Genomic DNA, 18,095 nt, shown 5'->3' on the forward strand with positions numbered 1-18,095 from the left:
GGAGAGCACAGGAGCTGGAGGGAGTCGGTCGTGACGGAGTCCGAGAAGAAGGTCCGCGCCGTCGTCGCGGTGCCGTTGGCGGAGGAGCTGTGCGGGCTCATCGAAGAGCTCGAGCCGCGTCTCGAGGTCGTCCACGATGCGGCGCTCGTGCCTCCTATGCGCGGCCCTGCCGACTGGTCGGGAGACCCGGAGTTCAGCCGGACCCCGGAACAGCAGCGCGCGTTCGACGATCTCGTCGACTCCGCGGACGTGCTCTTCGGCATCCCCGATGTCGACCCGCAGGCGCTGGCGCGGACGGTATCCGCCAATCCGGGACTGCGCTGGGTCATGACCACGGCGGCCGGGGGCGGCAGCACCGTCAAGGCGGCGGGACTCGACCGCGCCGACCTCGACCGCATCGTCTTCACCACCAGCGCGGGCGTCCACGGCGGAACGCTGGCCGAGTTCGCGCTCTTCGCGGTGCTCGCCGGGGCGAAGGACCTCCCGCGGCTGCTCGACGACCAGCGGAAGCGCACCTGGCCCGACCGCTGGGAGATGCGTCAGGTCGACGAGATGACCGTGCTCGTCGTCGGAATCGGCGGCATCGGCGCGGAGTGCGCCCGCCGTTTCCACGCGCTCGGCGCCCGGGTGTGGGGAACCAGCCGCTCCGGCCGCGCGGTCGAGGGTGTCGACCGTCTCATCGCGCCCGACGAGCTCGTGGACGCGGTGGGCGAAGTCGACGCGATCGTCGTCACCCTGCCGGGCACGGAGCAGACCAGGCACCTCATCGGGGAGGAGGTCCTCCGGGCCGTGAAGCCCGGGGTCATCCTCACCAACGTCGGACGCGGCAGCGTCGTCGACGAGACGGCGCTTCTCGCCGCGCTCGACGATGGCCGCGTCGGCTTCGCCGGGCTGGACGTCTTCGAGCAGGAGCCGCTGCCCGCCGACTCGCCGCTCTGGACACACCCCCGCGTCCTCGTCAGCCCGCACACGGCGGCTCTGAGCTCGAAGGAGGAGGAGCGCATCGCACGGAGGTTCGCCGAGAACGCCACCCGGCTGCTCGACGGCCGGGAGCTGCGTGCCGTGGTCGACACGGTCGAGTTCTACTGAGCCGGGAGGCGACGGGCATGAGCGTGCGCATCGTCGTGATGGGGCCCAGCGGCTCCGGGAAGTCGACGGTGGGCGCGGCGCTGGCCGAGGAGCTCGGGGCGCGCTTCGTGGACGGGGACGACCTGCATCCGCTCACCAACGTCGAGAAGATGGCGGCGGGCATCCCTCTCGACGACGACGACCGGATGCCGTGGCTCCGCGTGGTCGGACGGACGCTCGCCGCCGAGACGCGCATCGTCGTCGCCTGTTCGGCGCTGCGCCGGCACTACCGGGATGCCATCAGGGCGGAGGCACCGGACGCCGTCTTCGTCGAGCTCGGCGTGGCACGGGAGACGCTCGCACGACGGCTGGGCGATCGGCCCGATCACTTCATGCCGGCCTCGCTGCTCGGTTCCCAGCTCGACGAGTGGGAACCGCTGCGGGACGACGAGGTCGGGCTCCGCGTCGATGCCGCGCTTCCGCTGAGGCGCGAGGTGGCGGCGATCCGGAAGGCGCTCATCGCGATCACGAGAGCGCCGGGGGACGCTCAGTCCTTGCGGTAGCCCGAGCGGCCGAGGGAGAACAGGGCGGCGCCGGTCGCGACGGCGGCGCACAGCGACATGGCGCCGATCACCCAGAGGAGGACGTGAGAGAGGAACGCGGCGTCGAGCATGGAGGTACTCCGAATTTCTGCAGAGGGGACCGGTGTCCTCAGCCTATCGGGTCATCCGGTACCATGGAGTCGTACCTCGGCGAGGGACGCTTCTGCGCGTGCGCGGACGTCCGTGATCGACGCGGCGAAGCAAGCCCGGTGGCTTTCCTCACGCGTCCGCGTTCGAGTCCACAATTCCAAGACCACCGCGCGGCGCCTTCGCTGCGTGCCCGAAGGAGAACCTCATGTCTGAAGACACCACGGTCCACGCCGAGCTGCGCAGCAGCTTCGGCAAGGGCTTCGCCCGTCGTCTGCGCGCCGCCGGCAAGATCCCCGCGGTCATCTACGGCCACGGCACCGAGCCCGTGCACGTCGCGCTGCCGGGTCACCAGGTCTCCCTGATCATCCGCCGCGCCAACGCGCTGCTCGACCTCGACATCGAGGGCACCTCGCAGCTCGCCCTCGTCAAGGACGTGCAGAAGGACCCGGTGCACCAGATCATCGAGCACATCGACCTCCTGGTCGTGAAGAAGGGCGAGAAGGTCGCCATCGACGTCCCCGTCGTCGTGACCGGCGAGCCGGCCCCCGGCACCATCGTCAACCTCGACGCCACGACCATCCAGGTCGAGGCCGAGGCCACGCACATCCCCGAGAACATCGAGGTCTCGGTCGAGGGTCTCGAGGAGGGCGCGCACATCACCGCCGCCGACGTCACCCTCCCGAAGGGCTCGACGCTCCTCACCGACGCCGAGGTCCTCGTGGTCGCCATCTCCGTCCCGGCCGCTCCGGTCGAGGACGAGGAGACCGAGGGCGAGTCCGCCGAGGGTGCCGCCGAGGCGTCCGAGGAGGCCGCCGCGGAGTGATCTCCGCCTGCTTCATCACGGAGGGGACGCGATCGGATCGCGTCCCCTCCGTCGTATCCTGACCGGGGCGACGGCTCCGGCGAGAGAGGACGAGGAATGGCAGCGACCTGGCTCGTGGTCGGTCTCGGCAACCCCGGACCCCGCTATGAGGCGACCCGCCACAACATCGGCCAGATGGTCGTCGACGAGCTCGCAGCCCGCCGCGGCGAGAGCTTCCGGGAGCACAAGGGGGGCGCGCGGGTCGTGGAGACCTGGCTCCGCCCCGGCGCCGACAAGCTCGTGCTCGCGAAGCCGAACACGTTCATGAACGTCTCGGGCACGCCCGTCGCGGCGCTCGCCCGGTTCTACTCCGTCCCCCTCGATCACGTGGTCGTCGTGCACGACGAGCTGGACATCCCGTTCGACACGGTCAAGCTCAAGACCGGGGGAGGCCACGGCGGGCACAACGGCGTCCGCGACATCGCGCGAGCGCTCACGAGCCCGGACTTCCCCCGGGTGCGCGTGGGCATCGGTCGCCCGGTGGGGCGTCAGGACCCGGCCGACTGGGTGCTCTCCCCGTTCGGCAAGGACGAGCGCGCGAACCTGCCCCTGCTCGTGGGCGACGCGGCCGACGCCGTCGAGCTCCTCGTCGACGAAGGACTGCTCGCCGCACAGCAGAAGCACCACGCCCCCCGCTGAGGTTCCGGCGCGCGCGGCGCGTCAGGTGGTGAAGGTGGCGTACTCCGCCGCCCCGCCGACGGCGAAAGCGGTGAAGACGGCGACGAAGAAGATGATCGCGCCGAGGACGGCGACGATGAGCGCGGCGATGCCCGCTCCGCGCCCCCGCTTCCGGCGGATCGCGATGATGCCGAGTACGATCGCGGCGATGCCGAACACCGTGCCGGCCCAGAAGGACAGCTCCGTCCACAGCACCTGGTCCCGCGCGGGGGACAGGAACCCGAGATCGCTCGTGGAGCCGCTGACGCCCTGCGGGATGCGGCGGCCGACCTCGAAGGCGCTGACGCCGCCGATGATCGGCATGACGACGGCCGCGAGGATCGAGAGGCCGAGAGCGATCAGGCCGAGGAACCCCGAGGGCTTCGGCGCGGCATCCGGTGCGGTGTACGAGCCGGACGGTGCCGCGTAGCCGCCCACAGGCACCTGATACGCGCCGGGAGGCGCGGCAGGGGGTGCCGGCGGATACGCGGGCGGGTACGGTGCCGGAGCGGCCGGCGGTGTCGACGGATACGCGGGCGGCGGGACCGCACCGGATACCGGCTCCTGCGGGACCGAGGGAAGGGGCGGCACGGCGCCGGGCGGAAGGGGAAGCTGCGGGTCGGTCACGATGTCATCCTAGGCTCGGCCGCGGCTCACACCCGGCGCAGCAGTCCGACGCGGTCGTACACGTCGGACAGCGTGCGATCGGCCACGGCGTCGGCGCGGGCGGCGTTCTCGGCGAGGATCCGGTCCAGCTCCGCCGGGTCGTCGAGGAGCTCGAGGGCACGGCTGCGCACCGGAGCGAACTCCTCCACGACGACCTCGGCGAGGCCCTTCTTGAAGTCGCCGTATCCGCGGCCCGCGTACTCGTCCTCGATCGCGGGGATCTGGCGTCCGGTCAGCGCGGCGTAGATGGTGAGCAGGTTCGAGACGCCCGGCTTGGCCTCGCGATCGAACCGCACGGTGCCCTCGTTGTCGGTCACCGCGCGCATGATCTTCTTCGCCGACTTCGCCGGGTCGTCGAGCATCCACAGCACACCGGCGTCGCTCTCGGCCGACTTCGACATCTTGGCCGTCGGGTTCTGCAGGTCGTAGATGCGCGCCGTCTCCTTCTGGATGACCGGGACGGGCACCGTGAAGGTCTCGCCGAACCGCGAGTTGAAGCGCTCCGCGAGGTCGCGGGTGAGCTCGACGTGCTGCTTCTGGTCGTCTCCGACCGGCACGACATCGGTCTGGTACAGCAGGATGTCGGCGGCCATGAGTACCGGGTAGGTGAAGAGGCCGACGCTGGTCGCATCAGCGCCGTAGCGGGCCGACTTGTCCTTGAACTGGGTCATGCGTCCGGCCTCGCCGAAGCCGGTGATCGTGCTGAGGATCCAGGCGAGCTCGGCGTGCGCACGGACGTGCGACTGCACGTACAGCGTCGACTGCGACGGCTCGATGCCCGCGGCGATGTACTGCGCGGCGGTCCGGCGGGTCTTCTCGCGCAGCTCGGCCGGGTTCTGGGCGACCGTGAGGGCGTGCAGGTCGACGACGGAGAAGAACGCGTCATACGAGGTCTGGAGCTCCCGCCACTGCAGGAGCGCGCCGATGTAGTTGCCGATCTGGAGGGAGTCGGCGGAGGGCTGCATTCCGGAGTAGAGGCGAGGCTTGTTCACCCGTCAATCCTATGCGCCCGCGCCGCGGTGCCCGGCGCCGTCGGATCCCCTACGCTGACGTCATGACGGACGGCATGCCCCTGAGACGCGGACAGGTGTTCCTCGACGCCCTGGGCACGGAGGCGGAGCGCCTCCACCCGGAGATCCTCGCGCAGTACCGTGCTCCCGTCTCGGCGGGGCACGCGGAGGGCGTGTTCGCGGTCGCGGGGAGCCGGTTCGGCCGCTGGGCGGCCCTCGCTCGTCCGATCGTGGGACCGGGGCTGCTGGTGCCGACGTCGGGGCGGGACGTGCCGTTCGTGCTGCGCACGACGACCGGGCGCGCGGCGACGGGCCGCGCGACGCTCGACTCCACCCGCGAGTTCCTCTTCCCCGGTCGGACGGCACGGATCGTGGACCGGCTGACGGTGAGCGTGCGGCCGGGGCTGGTGCGGAATCTCCTCGGCGCCCGTGGCCGCGTGGAGCTCATCGAGGAGTGCAGTGTGACGGCGGAGGGCTTCCTGCGGATGCGTACCGTCCGGGTCGCCTTGCGGCTGTTCGGGCGGCGGTTCGCTCTGCCCGGACCGCTCGGCGTGCGCGTGGACCTCGTCGACGGCTGGGACGCCGAGCACCGCCGGCGCACGATCGACATGCGCGCCGTGAACCCCGTGCTCGGCACCGTGCTGGAGTACCGCGGATGGTACCGGGAGTCGGATCCGTCGCCCTCCGAGCGGCCGGAACCGGGTCAGTAGGTGTAGTCGACGACGACCGGCGCGTGGTCGCTCCAGCGCTGGTCGTACGCGGCCGCACGGGCCACGTGGTACGCCTGCACGCGCTCGGCGAGAGCGGGCGTGGCCAGGTGGTAGTCGATGCGCCATCCCGAGTCGTTGTCGAAGGCCTTCCCGCGCATGGACCACCAGGTGTACGGCCCGTCCACCTCGCCGTGGAAGCGACGTCCGACGTCGACCCAGCCCAGGCCCGTGCCGACCGAGCCGTCGACGCCGGTGACCGATGTCCCGGCCTCACCGAGGAAGCGATCGAAGTAGGCGCGCTCGCGCGGCAGGAAGCCGGCCTTGGTGCGGTTGCCGCGCCAGTTCTTGATGTCGAGCTCGCGGTGCCCCACGTTGAGGTCGCCGGTGACGAGGGCGAGGGCGCCGTCGGTGTTCAGGCTCGCCAGTCGAGCCTCGAACGCGTCGAGGAACTTCCACTTCTCGTCCTGCTTGGGGGTGTCGGCCTCGCCGGAGTGCACGTAGGCGCTGACGACGGTGAGCGGACGGTCGCCGATCAGGAAGTCGGCCTCGATCCAGCGCCCCTTGGAGTCGAAGTCCTCCGGGCCGAAGTCCGCCCGGGAGGCGAGCGCGGGGAGGCGGCTGGCGATCGCGACGCCCGCGCGCCCCTTGGCCGTGGCCTCGTCGTGCACGAAGGTCCAGCCGGGGAGGGCGGCCTCGATGTGCTCGTCCTGCCCGCGCACCTCCTGAAGGGTGAGGATGTCGATGTCTGCGGCGTCCAGCCACGTGCTCATCCCGTTGCGGGCGGCCGCCCGGATCCCGTTGACATTGACCGAGGCGATACGCAGGTGAGGCATTCCTCCAGCCTAACGAGCACCGCCGACATCGCGGTTCTGACGGTGATCGAGCTCGGAGAGCAGGCGCTGCGCGAGAGGGGAGGTCGGAGGCGCGGGCGGGGGAGCGGAGGCCTCCAGTCGCGCGACCTCGTCCTCCGCCGCGCGGACGGCGTGTCCGGCCGCCCAGCTCCGGTACCACGGGGCCCCGTCGCGCGCGGCGCGGGCGTCGCGCAGTCGGATCCGTGCCGCGGAGAGCAGCGTGGCGTGCTCCGCCACCCGCCGCTCGGCCTCCGTCGGCAGCAGGAGCGGGAGGTCGCGGTCCTGGGCGGCGACGGCGATCCACGAGGCGGCGACGAGCATGACCACCCCGTTCACCCGGAACCACAGCAGCAGTCCGACGAAGATCGCGAAGGTCGCCAGCAGCGGGTTCGACGGCGTGTAGCTCAGCAGGAACCCGACCCCGAACTGCAGCACCGTCATGGCCGCGCCGCCGAGGAGGGCTCCCGGCCAGATCGTGCCCCAGTGCAGCGAGGTGCCGGTGAGGAAGCGCACCATCGCCGCCAGCGCTCCCGTCAGCAGGACGAACGACACCAGGACGGTGCCGATCCGGATGCTGATGTTGACTCCGTCGGAGCCGGCATCCCAGCCCAGCAGCGACAGCACCCAGCTGAGGACCGCGGCGCTGGCGGAGCTGAGGGCAGAGCCGACGATGAGCGCGACGCCGAAGATTAGGGCGGCGAGCAGGTCGCGCGCCTTGAGGAGGAGGTAGCTGCGGCGGTCGGGCTCGAGGCCGAAGATGTCGCGCACGGCCCGCCGCGAGAAGGTCACCCACCCGATCGCGGTCCAGATCACCGTGCCGAGGGCGATGAGACCGGTGATGCCGAGGAATCCGCTGGTGTTCGAGGCGATCTCCTGCACCTGCGCGGGAGTGAAGACGCCGCCCTCGTCGAGGATGAGGTTCGGGATGTAGTTGTTGATGATGTCGATGAGGCCGTTCACCGCCTCCTCACTGCCGCCGAGCCAGAGGCCCGCGATGGCGAACGCGAGGTAGATCGCGGCGAAGATGGCGAACAGCGCCTGATAGCTCACCCCGGCGGCGAGCAGGAAGCCGTTGTGCTGCAGGAAGTGCCGCCACACCCGCACCGGGAAGAGGCCGAGGGTGCGCCGGGTCAGCGCGGTCGCGCGCTCGACCGCGGCATCGAGGCGACCGTCGGTCGCCGAACCGGGCTCGGACACGCCCCCACCCTACCCAAGCGCGGGACCCGCCTTCGCGCGCCCGGCCTGCCTCAGCGAGAACAGGCGCAGACGCGAGAACAGGCGGCCCCGTCCGGGACCGCCTGTTCTCGCGTGGTTGCCTGTGCCGGCGCGTCAGGGACGCCCGCGGAGGACTGCCTGCTTGACCTCGGCGATGGCCTTGGTGACCTCGATGCCGCGGGGGCACGCCTCGGAGCAGTTGAAGGTCGTGCGGCAGCGCCAGACGCCCTCCTTGTCGTTGAGGATGTCGAGACGCACCGCGGCGTTGTCGTCGCGCGAGTCGAAGATGAAGCGGTGCGCGTTGACGATCGCGGCCGGACCGAAGTACTGGCCGTCGGTCCAGAACACGGGGCACGACGAGGTGCACGCGGCGCAGAGGATGCACTTGGTGGTGTCGTCGAAGATCTCGCGGTCGGCGATGGACTGGGTGCGCTCCTTGCCCTTCTCCGGCACGGAGTTCGCGACGAGGAACGGCTGCACCTCGCGGTACGACGCGAAGAACGGCTCCATGTCGACGACGAGGTCCTTCTCCAGCGGCAGGCCCTTGATGGCCTCGACGTAGATCGGCTTCGAGATGTCGAGGTCCTTGATCAGCGTCTTGCAGGCCAGGCGGTTGCGGCCGTTGATGCGCATGGCGTCGGAACCGCAGATGCCGTGGGCGCAGGAGCGGCGGAAGGTCAGCGAGCCGTCGACCTCCCACTTGATCTTGTGCAGGGCGTCGAGCACGCGGTCGGTGGAGTAGAGCTCCACGTCGTAGTCGACCCAGTGCGGCTCGGCGTCGACCTCGGGGTCGAACCGGCGGATGTTGAAGGTGACGATGAAGGACTGGATCCCGGTGTCTTCGGTCGTCTCGGCCGGCGCTTCGGCGATGGCGTTCGACATGCTCAGTACTTCCTCTCCATCGGCGGGTAGTTCAACTCGCCCTTGTCGTTCTTGGTGAAGACGACCGGCTTCCAGTCGAGCTTGATGTGGTCGCTCGGGTCGGAGGAGTGCGGGTCGCCCGTGAGGTACGCCATGGTGTGCTTCATGTAGTTCTCGTCGTCACGCTTCGGGAAGTCGTCGCGCATGTGTCCGCCGCGGCTCTCCTCGCGGTTCTGTGCGGCGTAGACGACGACCTCGGCGATGTCGAGCAGGAAGCCCAGTTCGACGGCCTCGAGCAGGTCGGTGTTGAACCGGTGGCCCTTGTCGTCGACGTGCACGTTCTTGTAGCGCTCACGGAGCTCCGCGATCACGCCGAGGACGTGCTGCAGCGACTCGTGCGTGCGGAACACCTGCGCGCCCTTGTCCATCTCGTCCTGCAGCGTCTTGCGGAGGACCGCGATCCGCTCGGTGCCCTGGTTGTTGCGCAGGCCCTCGAGCATGTCGGAGACGAACCCGGCGGGGTTCTCCGGCAGCGGGACGAACTCGGCCGTCTTGACGTACTCGACGGCGTTGCGGCCGGACCGCTTGCCGAACACGTTGATGTCGAGCAGCGAGTTCGTGCCGAGGCGGTTGGCGCCGTGCACCGAGACGCAGGCGCACTCGCCGGCCGCATACAGGCCGGGGACGACGGTGTCGTTGTCCGCGAGCACCTCGCCGTTGTTGTTGGTGGGGATGCCGCCCATGGCGTAGTGCGCGGTCGGCATGACGGGGACCGGCTCGACGACCGGGTCGACGCCCAGGTAGGTGCGGGCGAACTCGGTGATGTCGGGGAGCTTGGTCTCCAGCACCTCGGCGCCCAGGTGCGTGCAGTCCAGCAGTACGTAGTCTTTGTGAGGACCGGCGCCGCGTCCCTCCGCGACCTCCTGGACCATGCAGCGCGCGACGATGTCTCGGGGCGCCAGGTCCTTGATCGTCGGGGCGTACCGCTCCATGAAGCGCTCACCCGAGGCGTTGCGCAGGATCGCACCCTCGCCGCGGGCGCCCTCGGTGAGGAGGATGCCGAGGCCGGCGAGGCCGGTCGGGTGGAACTGGAAGAACTCGAGGTCCTCGAGAGGCAGGCCCTTGCGCCACACGATGCCGACGCCGTCGCCCGTGAGGGTGTGCGCGTTGGAGGTCGTCTTGAAGATCTTGCCGAAGCCGCCGGTCGCGAAGATCACGGCCTTGGACTGGAAGACGTGCAGCTCGCCCGTGGCGAGGTCGTAGGCCACCACGCCGGCGATCTGCGTCGCGCCCGCCGCGTCCTTCACGGTGATGAGGTCGAGCACGTAGAACTCGTTGAAGAAGTTGATGCCGAGCTTGACGCAGTTCTGGAACAGCGTCTGCAGGATCATGTGGCCGGTGCGGTCGGCGGCGTAGCAGGCGCGGCGGACCGGGGTCTTGCCGTGCTCGGCCGTGTGGCCGCCGAAGCGGCGCTGGTCGATCTTGCCCTCGGGGGTGCGGTTGAAGGGGAGGCCCATGTTCTCGAGGTCGATGACCGCGTCGATGGCCTCCTTCGCGAGGATCTCCGCCGCGTCCTGGTCGACGAGGTAGTCGCCGCCCTTCACGGTGTCGAAGGTGTGCCACTCCCAGGAGTCCTCCTCGACGTTCGCGAGGGCCGCCGCCATACCGCCCTGCGCGGCACCGGTGTGCGAGCGCGTCGGGTACAGCTTGGAGATCACGGCCGTCTTCGCGCCGGGGCCGGCCTCGATGGCCGCCCGCATGCCGGCGCCGCCGGCGCCCACGATGACGATGTCGAACTGGTGGTAGTGCACGCCGTCACGGACGACGGAATCCTGCGTCTGGGTAGTCACTTCTCGTTTGCCTCTTCTTCTAGCCCTGCGCCTGGCAGGTCTCCCACAGCGTGCTCGACTCGGTCACACCCAGGCACGGGTCGAACGTGAAGACGACCAGGGTGCCGAGGAGGATGAGCAGGCCCGCGGCCAGGCCGAGGGCCCAGACGAGCGCCTTGCGCGCGGTGGGGTTGGTCACGTAGTCGTTCACGATCGTCCGCATGCCGTTGGCACCGTGGATGAGTGCGAGCCAGAGCATCAGCACGTCCCACCACTGCCAGAACGGGGTGGCGAACTTGCCGGCGATGAAGGCGAAGTCGAGGGCGTGGATGCCCTCGCCGACCATGAGGTTGACGAAGAGGTGGCCGAAGATCAGCACGACGAGCACGACGCCCGAGACGCGCATGAAGACCCAGCCCCACTTCTCGAGGTTGATCCCGCGCTGGCGACGGGCGGGGGCGGCGACGGTCTGGGCGCTCATCAGTGTCCTCCTCCGAAGCCGGCGAACGCGAGCATCAGGTGGCGCGGGACGAAGCCGGCCATGATGATGCCCCACACGAGCAGCACGCCCCAGAAGAGCTGGCGCTGATACTTGGCGCCCTTCGACCAGAAGTCGACGGCGATGATGCGCAGGCCGTTCATGGCGTGGAAGACGATGCCCGCCACGAGGACGACCTCGCCGATCGCCATGACCGGGTTCTTGTATGTGCCGATGACCGCGTCGTACGCCTCCGGCGACACCCTGATCAGCGCCGTGTCGAGCACGTGCACCAACAGGAAGAAGAAGATGGCGACTCCGGTGATGCGGTGAAGCACCCACGACCACATGCCTTCGCGACCCCGGTAGAGGGTGCCGCGGGGGGTCTTGGACGTGGTTTCCGAAATCGACGGTGTCAAGCGAGCGCTTGTGGACACGGTCGTCCTCCCTGGATCGATGTGTTTCGGTCGCGTGCGCTGCTTCGTCCACATCTGGCCTGGAGGAGGGTCAGGCACGCCCGATCGGTGTCCATCCTATTCCCGCGCGGACGCCCCGGGCGACGAAGGGGAGCCTAAGTCGGGCCCGCCGCTACGCTGGCCTGCATGAGCGAGCCGATCGAAGACTTCTACGCGGTCATCCCTGCCGGCGGCATCGGCAGTCGGCTGTGGCCGCTGTCCCGGGCGGACGCCCCGAAGTTCCTGCACGATCTCACCGGGTCCGGGCATTCGCTGCTGCGCGACACGTGGGACCGTCTGGAGCCGCTCGCCGGTCCGGACCGGATCGCGGTGGTCACCGGGCGCGCGCACCGGGCGGCGGTCGAGGCGGAGCTGCCGGGGATCGCCGACCTCAACGTCTTCCTGGAGTCCGAGCCCCGCGAGTCCGCGGCGGCGATCGGGCTGGCGGCGGCCGTGCTGCACCGGCGCAACCCGGACGTCATCATCGGCTCGTTCAGCGCCGACCACGTCATCCGGGGCACGCGGGTCTTCGAGTTCGCCGTCCGCGACGCCGTCGAGGTCGCGAGGGAGGGCTACATCTGCACGATCGGCATCGCGCCGACCGAGCCGGCGGTCGGCTTCGGCTACATCAAGAAGGGGCCGGAGCTGGTCGTCGAGCGCGCCAGGGAGGCGGCCCTCGTCGAGAGCTTCGTCGAGAAGCCGGATCTGGAGACTGCCAAGGCCTACCTCGCCGAGCGCACCTACCTGTGGAACGCGGGCATGTTCATCGCGAAGGCGAGCGTCCTGCTGGACGAGCTCGCGGCCAACGAGCCCGCTCTGCACGCCGGTCTGCTCGAGCTCGCCGAGGCCTGGGACGACCGGGAGCTCCGCGGGCCCGCCGTCGACCGCATCTGGCCGCGGCTGAAGAAGATCGCGATCGACTACGCCGTCGCGGAGCCGGCGGCGCGGCGCGGGCGCCTCGCCGTGGTCCCCGGGCACTTCGACTGGGATGACGTGGGGGACTTCGCGTCACTGACGAAGCTCATCACGAACGGCCGCAAGAACGACCTCGCCGTCCTCGGACCCCGCGCCCGGGTGCTCACCGACGCGGCCAGCGGCATCCTCGTCAGCCAGACCAGCCGCGTGATCAGCCTCGTCGGCGTGCAGGACATCGTCGTGGTCGACACCCCCGACGCGCTCCTGGTCACGACGGTCGAGAACGCGCAGCGGGTGAAGGGCGTGGTGGAGTCGTTGAAACTCAACGGACAGGGCGACGTGCTCTGATGAGCATCGGTCCGTGCTCATCGGCAGGGTTGATTTCAGCTTTGTAACCATTGGCCCGGCCGCCCGGGGCCGACGTGCACGAACGTCGAAACACTAGGTAACTTTGATCGATCCGCGATGGCCGCGGGTTCGTTGAGGGAGGCATCCGTGACCATCTCCACCACCAAGAAGCTGCTCGGCGCGACGGTCGCCGCCGGTGTCGTCTTCGCTCTTGCCGGCTGCGGTCAGGCGCCGACCGACGAGTCCGAGGGCGGATCCGCCCCCGTCGACTCCGACTTCAAGCCCTGCCTCATCTCCGACGCCGGCGGCTGGAACGACAAGTCGTTCAACCAGTCGGCCAAGGAGGGCATGGACAGCGCCGCCGACGAGCTCGGCATCAAGCCGCTGGAGTTCGAGTCCGCGAACGACAACGACTACGCGCCGAACCTCGAGACCGCCGTCTCCGAGGGCTGCTCGCTCATCGTCTCGGTCGGCTTCAAGCTGTCCGCCGCCACGGTCGAGTCCGCGCTCGCGAACCCCGACATCGACTACGCGATCATCGACGACTGGGCCGACAACGACTTCGACGGCACCACCGACGCGCCGAACATCAAGCCCCTCGTCTTCGACACCGCCCAGGCCGCCTACCTCGGTGGCTACGCGGCGGCCGCCTGGTCCGCGGAGGCCGGCGTGAACAAGGTCGGCACCTTCGGCGGCATGCAGATCCCGTCGGTCGCGGTCTTCATGGACGGCTACCAGCTCGGCGTCGAGAAGTACAACGAGGACAAGTCGGCCGACGTCCAGGTCTTCGGCTGGGACGCCGAGACCCAGAAGGGCTCCTTCACGGGTGGCTTCGACGCCAACGACACGGCCAAGCAGACCGCCCAGGGCGTGCTCGACCAGGGTGTCGACGTCATCCTCCCCGTCGGCGGCCCGGTCTACCAGAGCGCCGCAGCGGCGATCAACGACAGCGGCAAGGACACGCTGATGCTCGGTGTCGACAGCGACCTCGCCGTCGCTGACCCCAGCGTCGCCGACATCACGCTCGTCTCGATCATGAAGGCCATCGACGTGGCCGTCCGCGACGCGACGCTCGCGGCCGCCGCCGGCGAGTTCGACCCGGAGCCCTACATCGGCACGCTCGAGAACGAGGGCGTCAAGCTCTCCGGCTTCGGCGACTTCGAGGCAGACCTGCCCGAGGGCCTGACGGACGAGCTGTCCGCTCTGCAGGAGCAGATCATCTCCGGTGACATCACGGTGGAGTCCGAGAACTCTCCCACCCGCTGAGTCGGAGCCGTACCCAGCACGGGGCGAGTGGCGCAGGCTGCCACTCGCCCCGCACTGTGGGCGGCGACGATTCTCCTCGGTGACTCTTCTGGATAAGGTGCAGATATGAAGCTCGAACTTCGCGGCATCACCAAGCGATTCGGCAGCCTCGTGGCGAACGACCACATCGATCTCGTGGTCGAACCCGGTCAGATCCACGCTCTCCTCGGCGAGAACGGCGCAGGCAAGTCGACGCTGATGAACGTGCTCTACGGCCTGTATCAGGCCGACGAGGGCGAGATCCTCCTCGACGACGTCGTGCAGCACTTCCGCGGCCCTGGCGACGCGATGGCCGCCGGCATCGGCATGGTGCACCAGCACTTCATGCTCGTGCCGGTGTTCACGGTGGCCGAGAACGTCATGCTCGGGCACGAGCAGACCAAGGGCCTCGGCACGCTGGACATCGCGAAGGCCCGCGAGCACGTGCGCGCGGTCGCCGCGCGGTTCGGGTTCGACATCGATCCGGACGCCGTCGTCGGCGACCTGCCGGTGGGTGTGCAGCAGCGCGTCGAGATCATCAAGGCGCTGTCCCGCGACGCCAAGGTCCTCGTCTTCGACGAGCCGACCGCGGTGCTGACGCCGCAGGAGACCGACGAGCTCATGGCCATCATGCGCCAGCTCCGAGACGAGGGCACCGCGATCGTCTTCATCACGCACAAGCTGCGCGAGGTGCGCGAGGTCGCCGACCGCATCACGATCGTCCGGCTGGGTCGGGTGGTGGGGGAGGCCTCGCCGACCGCCACCAACGCCGAACTGGCCTCGCTGATGGTCGGCCGCGCGGTCGAGCTGACCGTGCACAAGGAGGCTCCGCGGCTGGGCGAGGGCGGCCTGGAGGTCCGCAACCTCCGCGTGCTCACCGCCACTGGAGCCATCGTCGTCGACGACGTCGACTTCACCGTGCGACCCGGCGAGGTCCTCGCCGTCGCCGGTGTGCAGGGCAACGGCCAGACCGAGCTCGTCGAGGCCATCGTGGGCCTCGCCGCACGCGTCGAGGGGAACATCATCCTCGACGGCACCGAGCTCGTGGGCAAGAGCGTCCGCGGCATCCTCGACGCCGGCGTCGGGTTCGTGCCGGAGGACCGCACCGAGGACGGCCTCGTCGCCGGGTTCTCGGTCGCCGAGAACCTCATCCTCGACCGCTCAGACGATCCCGCGTTCAGCCGGGCCGGGACGCTGCGCCGCGGGGCCCTGGAGGACTTCGCGAAGGAGCGCATCGCGGAGTACGACATCCGCACGCAGGGCCCGGACACCCCCGCGGGCACCCTCTCCGGAGGCAACCAGCAGAAGGTCGTGATCGCCCGCGAGATGAGCCGCGAACTGCGGCTCTTCGTCGCGGCGCAGCCGACCCGCGGGGTGGACGTGGGCTCGATCGAGTTCATCCACAAGCGCATCATCGAGACGCGGGACGCGGGCATCCCCGTGATCGTCGTCTCTACCGAGCTCGACGAGGTCGCCGCCCTCGCCGACCGGATCGCGGTCATGTACCGCGGCACCATCGTCGGCATCGTCCCCGGTGACACGCCCCGGGAGACACTCGGACTCATGATGGCCGGAGCGGCCGATGCGGAGGTGACCGCGTGAGCGGCGCGACACCCGGTGCAGGAGACGTCACGAAGGGGCTGCCTCCGGAGCAGCTCCCGCCCAGCACGGGCCTCGCGGACGAGGTACCCCCGCCTCCGCGCGGCAACGTCGTCCTCAAGGAGATCCTCCGCGGCAGCGCCGTCACGACGATCCTGGCGATCGTCCTCGCGCTCATCGTCGGCGGCATCCTCATCGCCGTCACCAACGAAGACGTGCAGAAGGCCTCCGGGTACTTCTTCGCCAAGCCGAGCGACACGTTCGTCGCGGCCTGGAACGCGGTCTACAACGGCTACGAGGCGCTGTTCCGGGGAGCGATCTTCAACGCCCGCGGCGCCGACTTCGCCGCCCAGATCCGTCCGTTGACGAACACGCTGGGCTTCGCGGCTCCGCTGATCGCCGCCGGTCTGGGCGTCGCGCTCGCCTTCCGCGTCGGTCTGTTCAACATCGGCGCCCGCGGTCAGATGCTCGTCGGCGTCGCGGTCGCGGCCCTGCTGACCTTCAACCTCGACCTGCCGATCTGGTTCCACCTCCCCGTCACGCTGCTGGCCGGTATCGCCGGCGGGGCGCTCTGGGGCGGCATCGCCGGTCTCATCAAGGCACGCACGGGCGCGCACGAGGTGATCCTCACGATCATGCTCAACTACATCGCGTACTACCTGCTGCTGTGGATGATCCGCACGCCCGGGCTCCTGCAGAAGCCGGGGACCAACCAGGCGCTCGGCTCGGCCACGCCGGAGAGCGCGCAGTTCCCGACCCTGCTCGGCCCGCAGTTCCCGCTGCTCGACCTCGGCTTCGTCATCGTGGTCATCGCGACGGTGTTCGTGTGGTGGCTCATCGAGCGCTCCTCGCTGGGCATGCGCATGCGCGCGGTAGGGGAGAACCCGCACGCCGCTCGCGCCGCGGGCATCAGCGTCAAGCGCGTCTACGTCTACGCGATGCTCTTCGCGGGTGCCCTCGCCGGCCTCGCCGGGATGAACCAGCTCCAGGGCGCCGTCACCACCGGCGTCACCGAGACCATCGACGCCGGCATCGGCTTCGACGCCATCACGGTCGCCCTCCTCGGGCGCAGCCGCGCCTGGGGGACCTTCGCGGCCGGAATCCTGTTCGGTGCCCTCAAAGCGGGCTCGTTCTCGATGCAGGCGCAGGACATCCCCGTCGACATCGTGCTCGTCGTGCAGTCGCTCGTCGTGCTGTTCATCGCCGCGCCGCCGCTGCTGCGCACGGTGTTCTTCCTCCCCAAGTCCGACGCAGAGAAGGCGGCCAAGGCGAGAGCCAAGGCCGCGAAGAAGGCGGTGACGGCATGATGTCGCTCGTGCAGACCGAAGCCGCCGACGGCACGGTGCAGCTCGCCACCGTCCGGGAGCGCCACCTCAAGGCGCCGATCAGCCTCGCGGTCGTCACCGCGCTGCTGGCGGTGCTCTTCCTCGCCGTGCCGCGCAGCGGCACCAGCACCTTCCGCCTCGGGGACCGCACGTCGGCCTTCGAGCTCCCCGACGTGGGGCTGCCCACCGCGCCGACCTTCTGGGTGGTCTTCGCCGTGCTCGTCGTCCTCACGGTCGGGGCCTTCCTCCGGGCATGGACGTACCGTGCGCCGTCGATCTGGCTCATCGTCGCCTATGGCGTGCTCGCCGTCTTCGCGTTCCTCGTCTGGGCCGCGGCCGGGGGCCTGGTCCCCGTCACGAGCCTCCTCTTCGGTGCGGTGTCGCTGTCGGTGCCGCTCGTGTTCGGCGCGCTCGGCGGTGTCATCGGCGAGCGGGCCGGTGTCGTCAACGTGGCCATCGAGGGGCAGCTGCTCCTCGGCGCGTTCTCGGCGGCGCTCCTGTCCAGCATCACCGGCAACGCCTTCGTGGGCCTCATCGGCGCCATGATCGGCGGCGTTCTCGTCGCGAGCGTGCTGGCGGCGTTCGCGATCAAGTACCTCGTCGAGCAGGTCATCGTCGGTGTCGTCCTCAACGTCCTCGTCACCGGCCTCACGGGCTTCCTCTACGGCGCGCTCCTCGCCCCGAACGAGGCCGAACTGAACACCCCGGTGCGCTTCTCCCGCATCGAGATCCCGGTGCTGAGCGACATCCCGATCATCGGTCCGGTGCTCTTCAACCAGACCTTCATCGTGTACCTCATGTTCATCACCGTGGCCGTCGTCGCGTGGGGCCTGTACCGCACCAAGTGGGGCCTGCGCCTCCGCGCCGTGGGCGAGCACCCGCAGGCGGCCGACACGGTCGGCATCCGGGTCAACCCGACGCGGTTCTGGAACGTGCTGCTCGCGGGCGCGATCGCCGGCATCGGCGGCGCGTACTTCACCCTCGTCTCGGTCCCGCAGTTCGGCAAGGAGATGACGGCCGGGCTCGGCTTCATCGCCCTCGCCGCGGTGATCTTCGGACGCTGGGACCCGATCCGCGCGACGCTCGCCGCCCTGCTCTTCGGATTCGCGACGAACCTGCAGAACCTGCTCTCGATCCTGAAGACGCCGATCCCCGGCGAGTTCATGCTCATGCTGCCGTACGTGGTCACGCTGCTCGCGGTCGCCGGGTTCGCCGGACAGATCCGGGGTCCTGCCGCCAGCGGCAAGCCGTACATCAAGTCGTAGAACCC

The 18,095-nt window shown here is 69.7% G+C and carries 19 protein-coding genes; 10 read left to right on the plus strand and 9 right to left on the minus strand.

Annotated elements, in window-relative coordinates:
• Window positions 1-30 precede the first annotated feature (30 nt).
• Complete coding sequence (locus tag BV453_RS08325; protein WP_249521356.1) at window positions 31-1,089, plus strand: D-2-hydroxyacid dehydrogenase; 1,059 nt, start codon at window positions 31-33, stop codon at window positions 1,087-1,089.
• A gap of 17 nt (window positions 1,090-1,106) precedes the next feature.
• Window positions 1,107-1,631 (plus strand): gluconokinase, encoded by a 525-nt coding sequence (locus BV453_RS08330; protein ID WP_025105647.1) that lies wholly within the window; start codon window positions 1,107-1,109, stop codon window positions 1,629-1,631.
• Here the strand turns inward: BV453_RS08330 and BV453_RS16605 are convergent.
• Window positions 1,616-1,741, minus strand: coding sequence for a hypothetical protein (locus BV453_RS16605; RefSeq protein WP_255218687.1), 126 nt, complete (start codon window positions 1,739-1,741; stop codon window positions 1,616-1,618). The two genes, BV453_RS08330 and BV453_RS16605, sit on opposite strands and share 16 nt — an antisense overlap.
• 224 nt (window positions 1,742-1,965) lie before the next feature.
• Here BV453_RS16605 and BV453_RS08335 point away from each other — a divergent pair, with 224 nt between their 5' ends.
• Entirely contained in the window at window positions 1,966-2,583 is a 618-nt protein-coding gene (locus BV453_RS08335) for a 50S ribosomal protein L25/general stress protein Ctc (RefSeq protein WP_025105648.1), read from the plus strand.
• Window positions 2,584-2,679: 96 nt separating this feature from the next.
• Window positions 2,680-3,261, plus strand: a complete 582-nt coding sequence (pth, locus tag BV453_RS08340; RefSeq protein WP_025105649.1) for an aminoacyl-tRNA hydrolase — start codon at window positions 2,680-2,682, stop codon at window positions 3,259-3,261.
• Window positions 3,262-3,282: 21 nt separating this feature from the next.
• On the opposite strand, the gene BV453_RS08345 is transcribed toward pth, so the two are convergent.
• On the minus strand, window positions 3,283-3,906 hold the full coding sequence (locus BV453_RS08345; protein ID WP_249521357.1) for a hypothetical protein: 624 nt from the start codon (window positions 3,904-3,906) through the stop codon (window positions 3,283-3,285).
• 26 nt (window positions 3,907-3,932) lie between these two features.
• Complete coding sequence (gene trpS, locus BV453_RS08350; protein WP_025105651.1) at window positions 3,933-4,937, minus strand: tryptophan--tRNA ligase; 1,005 nt, start codon at window positions 4,935-4,937, stop codon at window positions 3,933-3,935.
• Between the two features lie 62 nt (window positions 4,938-4,999).
• On the opposite strand from trpS, the gene BV453_RS08355 reads away from it, so the two are divergent.
• Window positions 5,000-5,665: a DUF4166 domain-containing protein gene (locus BV453_RS08355; protein ID WP_231729471.1), complete on the plus strand. Its 666-nt coding sequence runs from the start codon at window positions 5,000-5,002 to the stop codon at window positions 5,663-5,665.
• On the opposite strand, the gene BV453_RS08360 is transcribed toward BV453_RS08355, so the two are convergent.
• The 6 genes from BV453_RS08360 to sdhC form a co-directional block, all read right to left on the minus strand.
• Entirely contained in the window at window positions 5,659-6,498 is an 840-nt protein-coding gene (locus tag BV453_RS08360; RefSeq protein ID WP_025105653.1) for an exodeoxyribonuclease III, read from the minus strand. The two genes, BV453_RS08355 and BV453_RS08360, sit on opposite strands and share 7 nt — an antisense overlap.
• Before the next feature lie 9 nt (window positions 6,499-6,507).
• Entirely contained in the window at window positions 6,508-7,713 is a 1,206-nt protein-coding gene (locus BV453_RS08365; protein ID WP_249521358.1) for a YihY/virulence factor BrkB family protein, read from the minus strand.
• Between the two features lie 132 nt (window positions 7,714-7,845).
• A complete protein-coding gene (locus tag BV453_RS08370; protein ID WP_025105655.1) occupies window positions 7,846-8,613 on the minus strand; it encodes a succinate dehydrogenase iron-sulfur subunit in 768 nt (255 codons plus the stop codon).
• 2 nt (window positions 8,614-8,615) lie between these two features.
• Complete coding sequence (gene sdhA / locus BV453_RS08375; protein ID WP_025105656.1) at window positions 8,616-10,442, minus strand: succinate dehydrogenase flavoprotein subunit; 1,827 nt, start codon at window positions 10,440-10,442, stop codon at window positions 8,616-8,618.
• A gap of 19 nt (window positions 10,443-10,461) precedes the next feature.
• Entirely contained in the window at window positions 10,462-10,902 is a 441-nt protein-coding gene (locus BV453_RS08380) for a succinate dehydrogenase hydrophobic membrane anchor subunit (RefSeq protein WP_149085820.1), read from the minus strand.
• Window positions 10,902-11,336 (minus strand): succinate dehydrogenase, cytochrome b556 subunit, encoded by a 435-nt coding sequence (gene sdhC / locus BV453_RS08385; RefSeq protein WP_082758508.1) that lies wholly within the window; start codon window positions 11,334-11,336, stop codon window positions 10,902-10,904. The genes BV453_RS08380 and sdhC overlap by 1 nt, the downstream gene beginning before the upstream one ends.
• 165 nt (window positions 11,337-11,501) lie before the next feature.
• On the opposite strand from sdhC, the gene BV453_RS08390 reads away from it, so the two are divergent.
• The 5 genes from BV453_RS08390 to BV453_RS08410 all read left to right on the plus strand — a co-directional run bounded on the left by BV453_RS08390 (window position 11,502) and on the right by BV453_RS08410 (window position 18,090).
• Window positions 11,502-12,617, plus strand: coding sequence for a mannose-1-phosphate guanylyltransferase (locus BV453_RS08390; RefSeq protein WP_025105659.1), 1,116 nt, complete (start codon window positions 11,502-11,504; stop codon window positions 12,615-12,617).
• Window positions 12,618-12,764: 147 nt separating this feature from the next.
• Entirely contained in the window at window positions 12,765-13,883 is a 1,119-nt protein-coding gene (locus BV453_RS08395) for a BMP family protein (protein WP_025105660.1), read from the plus strand.
• 105 nt (window positions 13,884-13,988) lie between these two features.
• Window positions 13,989-15,503 (plus strand): ABC transporter ATP-binding protein, encoded by a 1,515-nt coding sequence (locus BV453_RS08400; protein WP_025105661.1) that lies wholly within the window; start codon window positions 13,989-13,991, stop codon window positions 15,501-15,503.
• Window positions 15,500-16,807 (plus strand): ABC transporter permease, encoded by a 1,308-nt coding sequence (locus BV453_RS08405; RefSeq protein WP_085606038.1) that lies wholly within the window; start codon window positions 15,500-15,502, stop codon window positions 16,805-16,807. The genes BV453_RS08400 and BV453_RS08405 overlap by 4 nt, the downstream gene beginning before the upstream one ends.
• Window positions 16,807-18,090 (plus strand): ABC transporter permease, encoded by a 1,284-nt coding sequence (locus BV453_RS08410; RefSeq protein WP_082758340.1) that lies wholly within the window; start codon window positions 16,807-16,809, stop codon window positions 18,088-18,090. The genes BV453_RS08405 and BV453_RS08410 overlap by 1 nt, the downstream gene beginning before the upstream one ends.
• Window positions 18,091-18,095 lie beyond the last annotated feature (5 nt).

Origin of the sequence: Microbacterium sp. ER1 (assembly GCF_023383675.1) — a bacterium.
GTDB lineage: Bacteria > Actinomycetota > Actinomycetes > Actinomycetales > Microbacteriaceae > Microbacterium.

What these genes read in the sequence shown, in the direction of transcription:
- BV453_RS08360 (WP_025105653.1), bottom strand. Translation starts at nt 6,498, where the DNA reads ATGCCTCACCTGCGTATCGCCTCGGTCAATGTCAACGGGATCCGGGCG.
- BV453_RS08335 (WP_025105648.1), top strand. Translation starts at nt 1,966, where the DNA reads ATGTCTGAAGACACCACGGTCCACGCCGAGCTGCGCAGCAGCTTCGGC.
- BV453_RS16605 (WP_255218687.1), bottom strand. Translation starts at nt 1,741, where the DNA reads ATGCTCGACGCCGCGTTCCTCTCTCACGTCCTCCTCTGGGTGATCGGC.
- BV453_RS08355 (WP_231729471.1), top strand. Translation starts at nt 5,000, where the DNA reads ATGACGGACGGCATGCCCCTGAGACGCGGACAGGTGTTCCTCGACGCC.
- pth (WP_025105649.1), top strand. Translation starts at nt 2,680, where the DNA reads ATGGCAGCGACCTGGCTCGTGGTCGGTCTCGGCAACCCCGGACCCCGC.
- BV453_RS08400 (WP_025105661.1), top strand. Translation starts at nt 13,989, where the DNA reads ATGAAGCTCGAACTTCGCGGCATCACCAAGCGATTCGGCAGCCTCGTG.
- BV453_RS08330 (WP_025105647.1), top strand. Translation starts at nt 1,107, where the DNA reads ATGAGCGTGCGCATCGTCGTGATGGGGCCCAGCGGCTCCGGGAAGTCG.
- BV453_RS08380 (WP_149085820.1), bottom strand. Translation starts at nt 10,902, where the DNA reads ATGAGCGCCCAGACCGTCGCCGCCCCCGCCCGTCGCCAGCGCGGGATC.
- BV453_RS08390 (WP_025105659.1), top strand. Translation starts at nt 11,502, where the DNA reads ATGAGCGAGCCGATCGAAGACTTCTACGCGGTCATCCCTGCCGGCGGC.
- BV453_RS08410 (WP_082758340.1), top strand. Translation starts at nt 16,807, where the DNA reads ATGTCGCTCGTGCAGACCGAAGCCGCCGACGGCACGGTGCAGCTCGCC.
- BV453_RS08370 (WP_025105655.1), bottom strand. Translation starts at nt 8,613, where the DNA reads ATGTCGAACGCCATCGCCGAAGCGCCGGCCGAGACGACCGAAGACACC.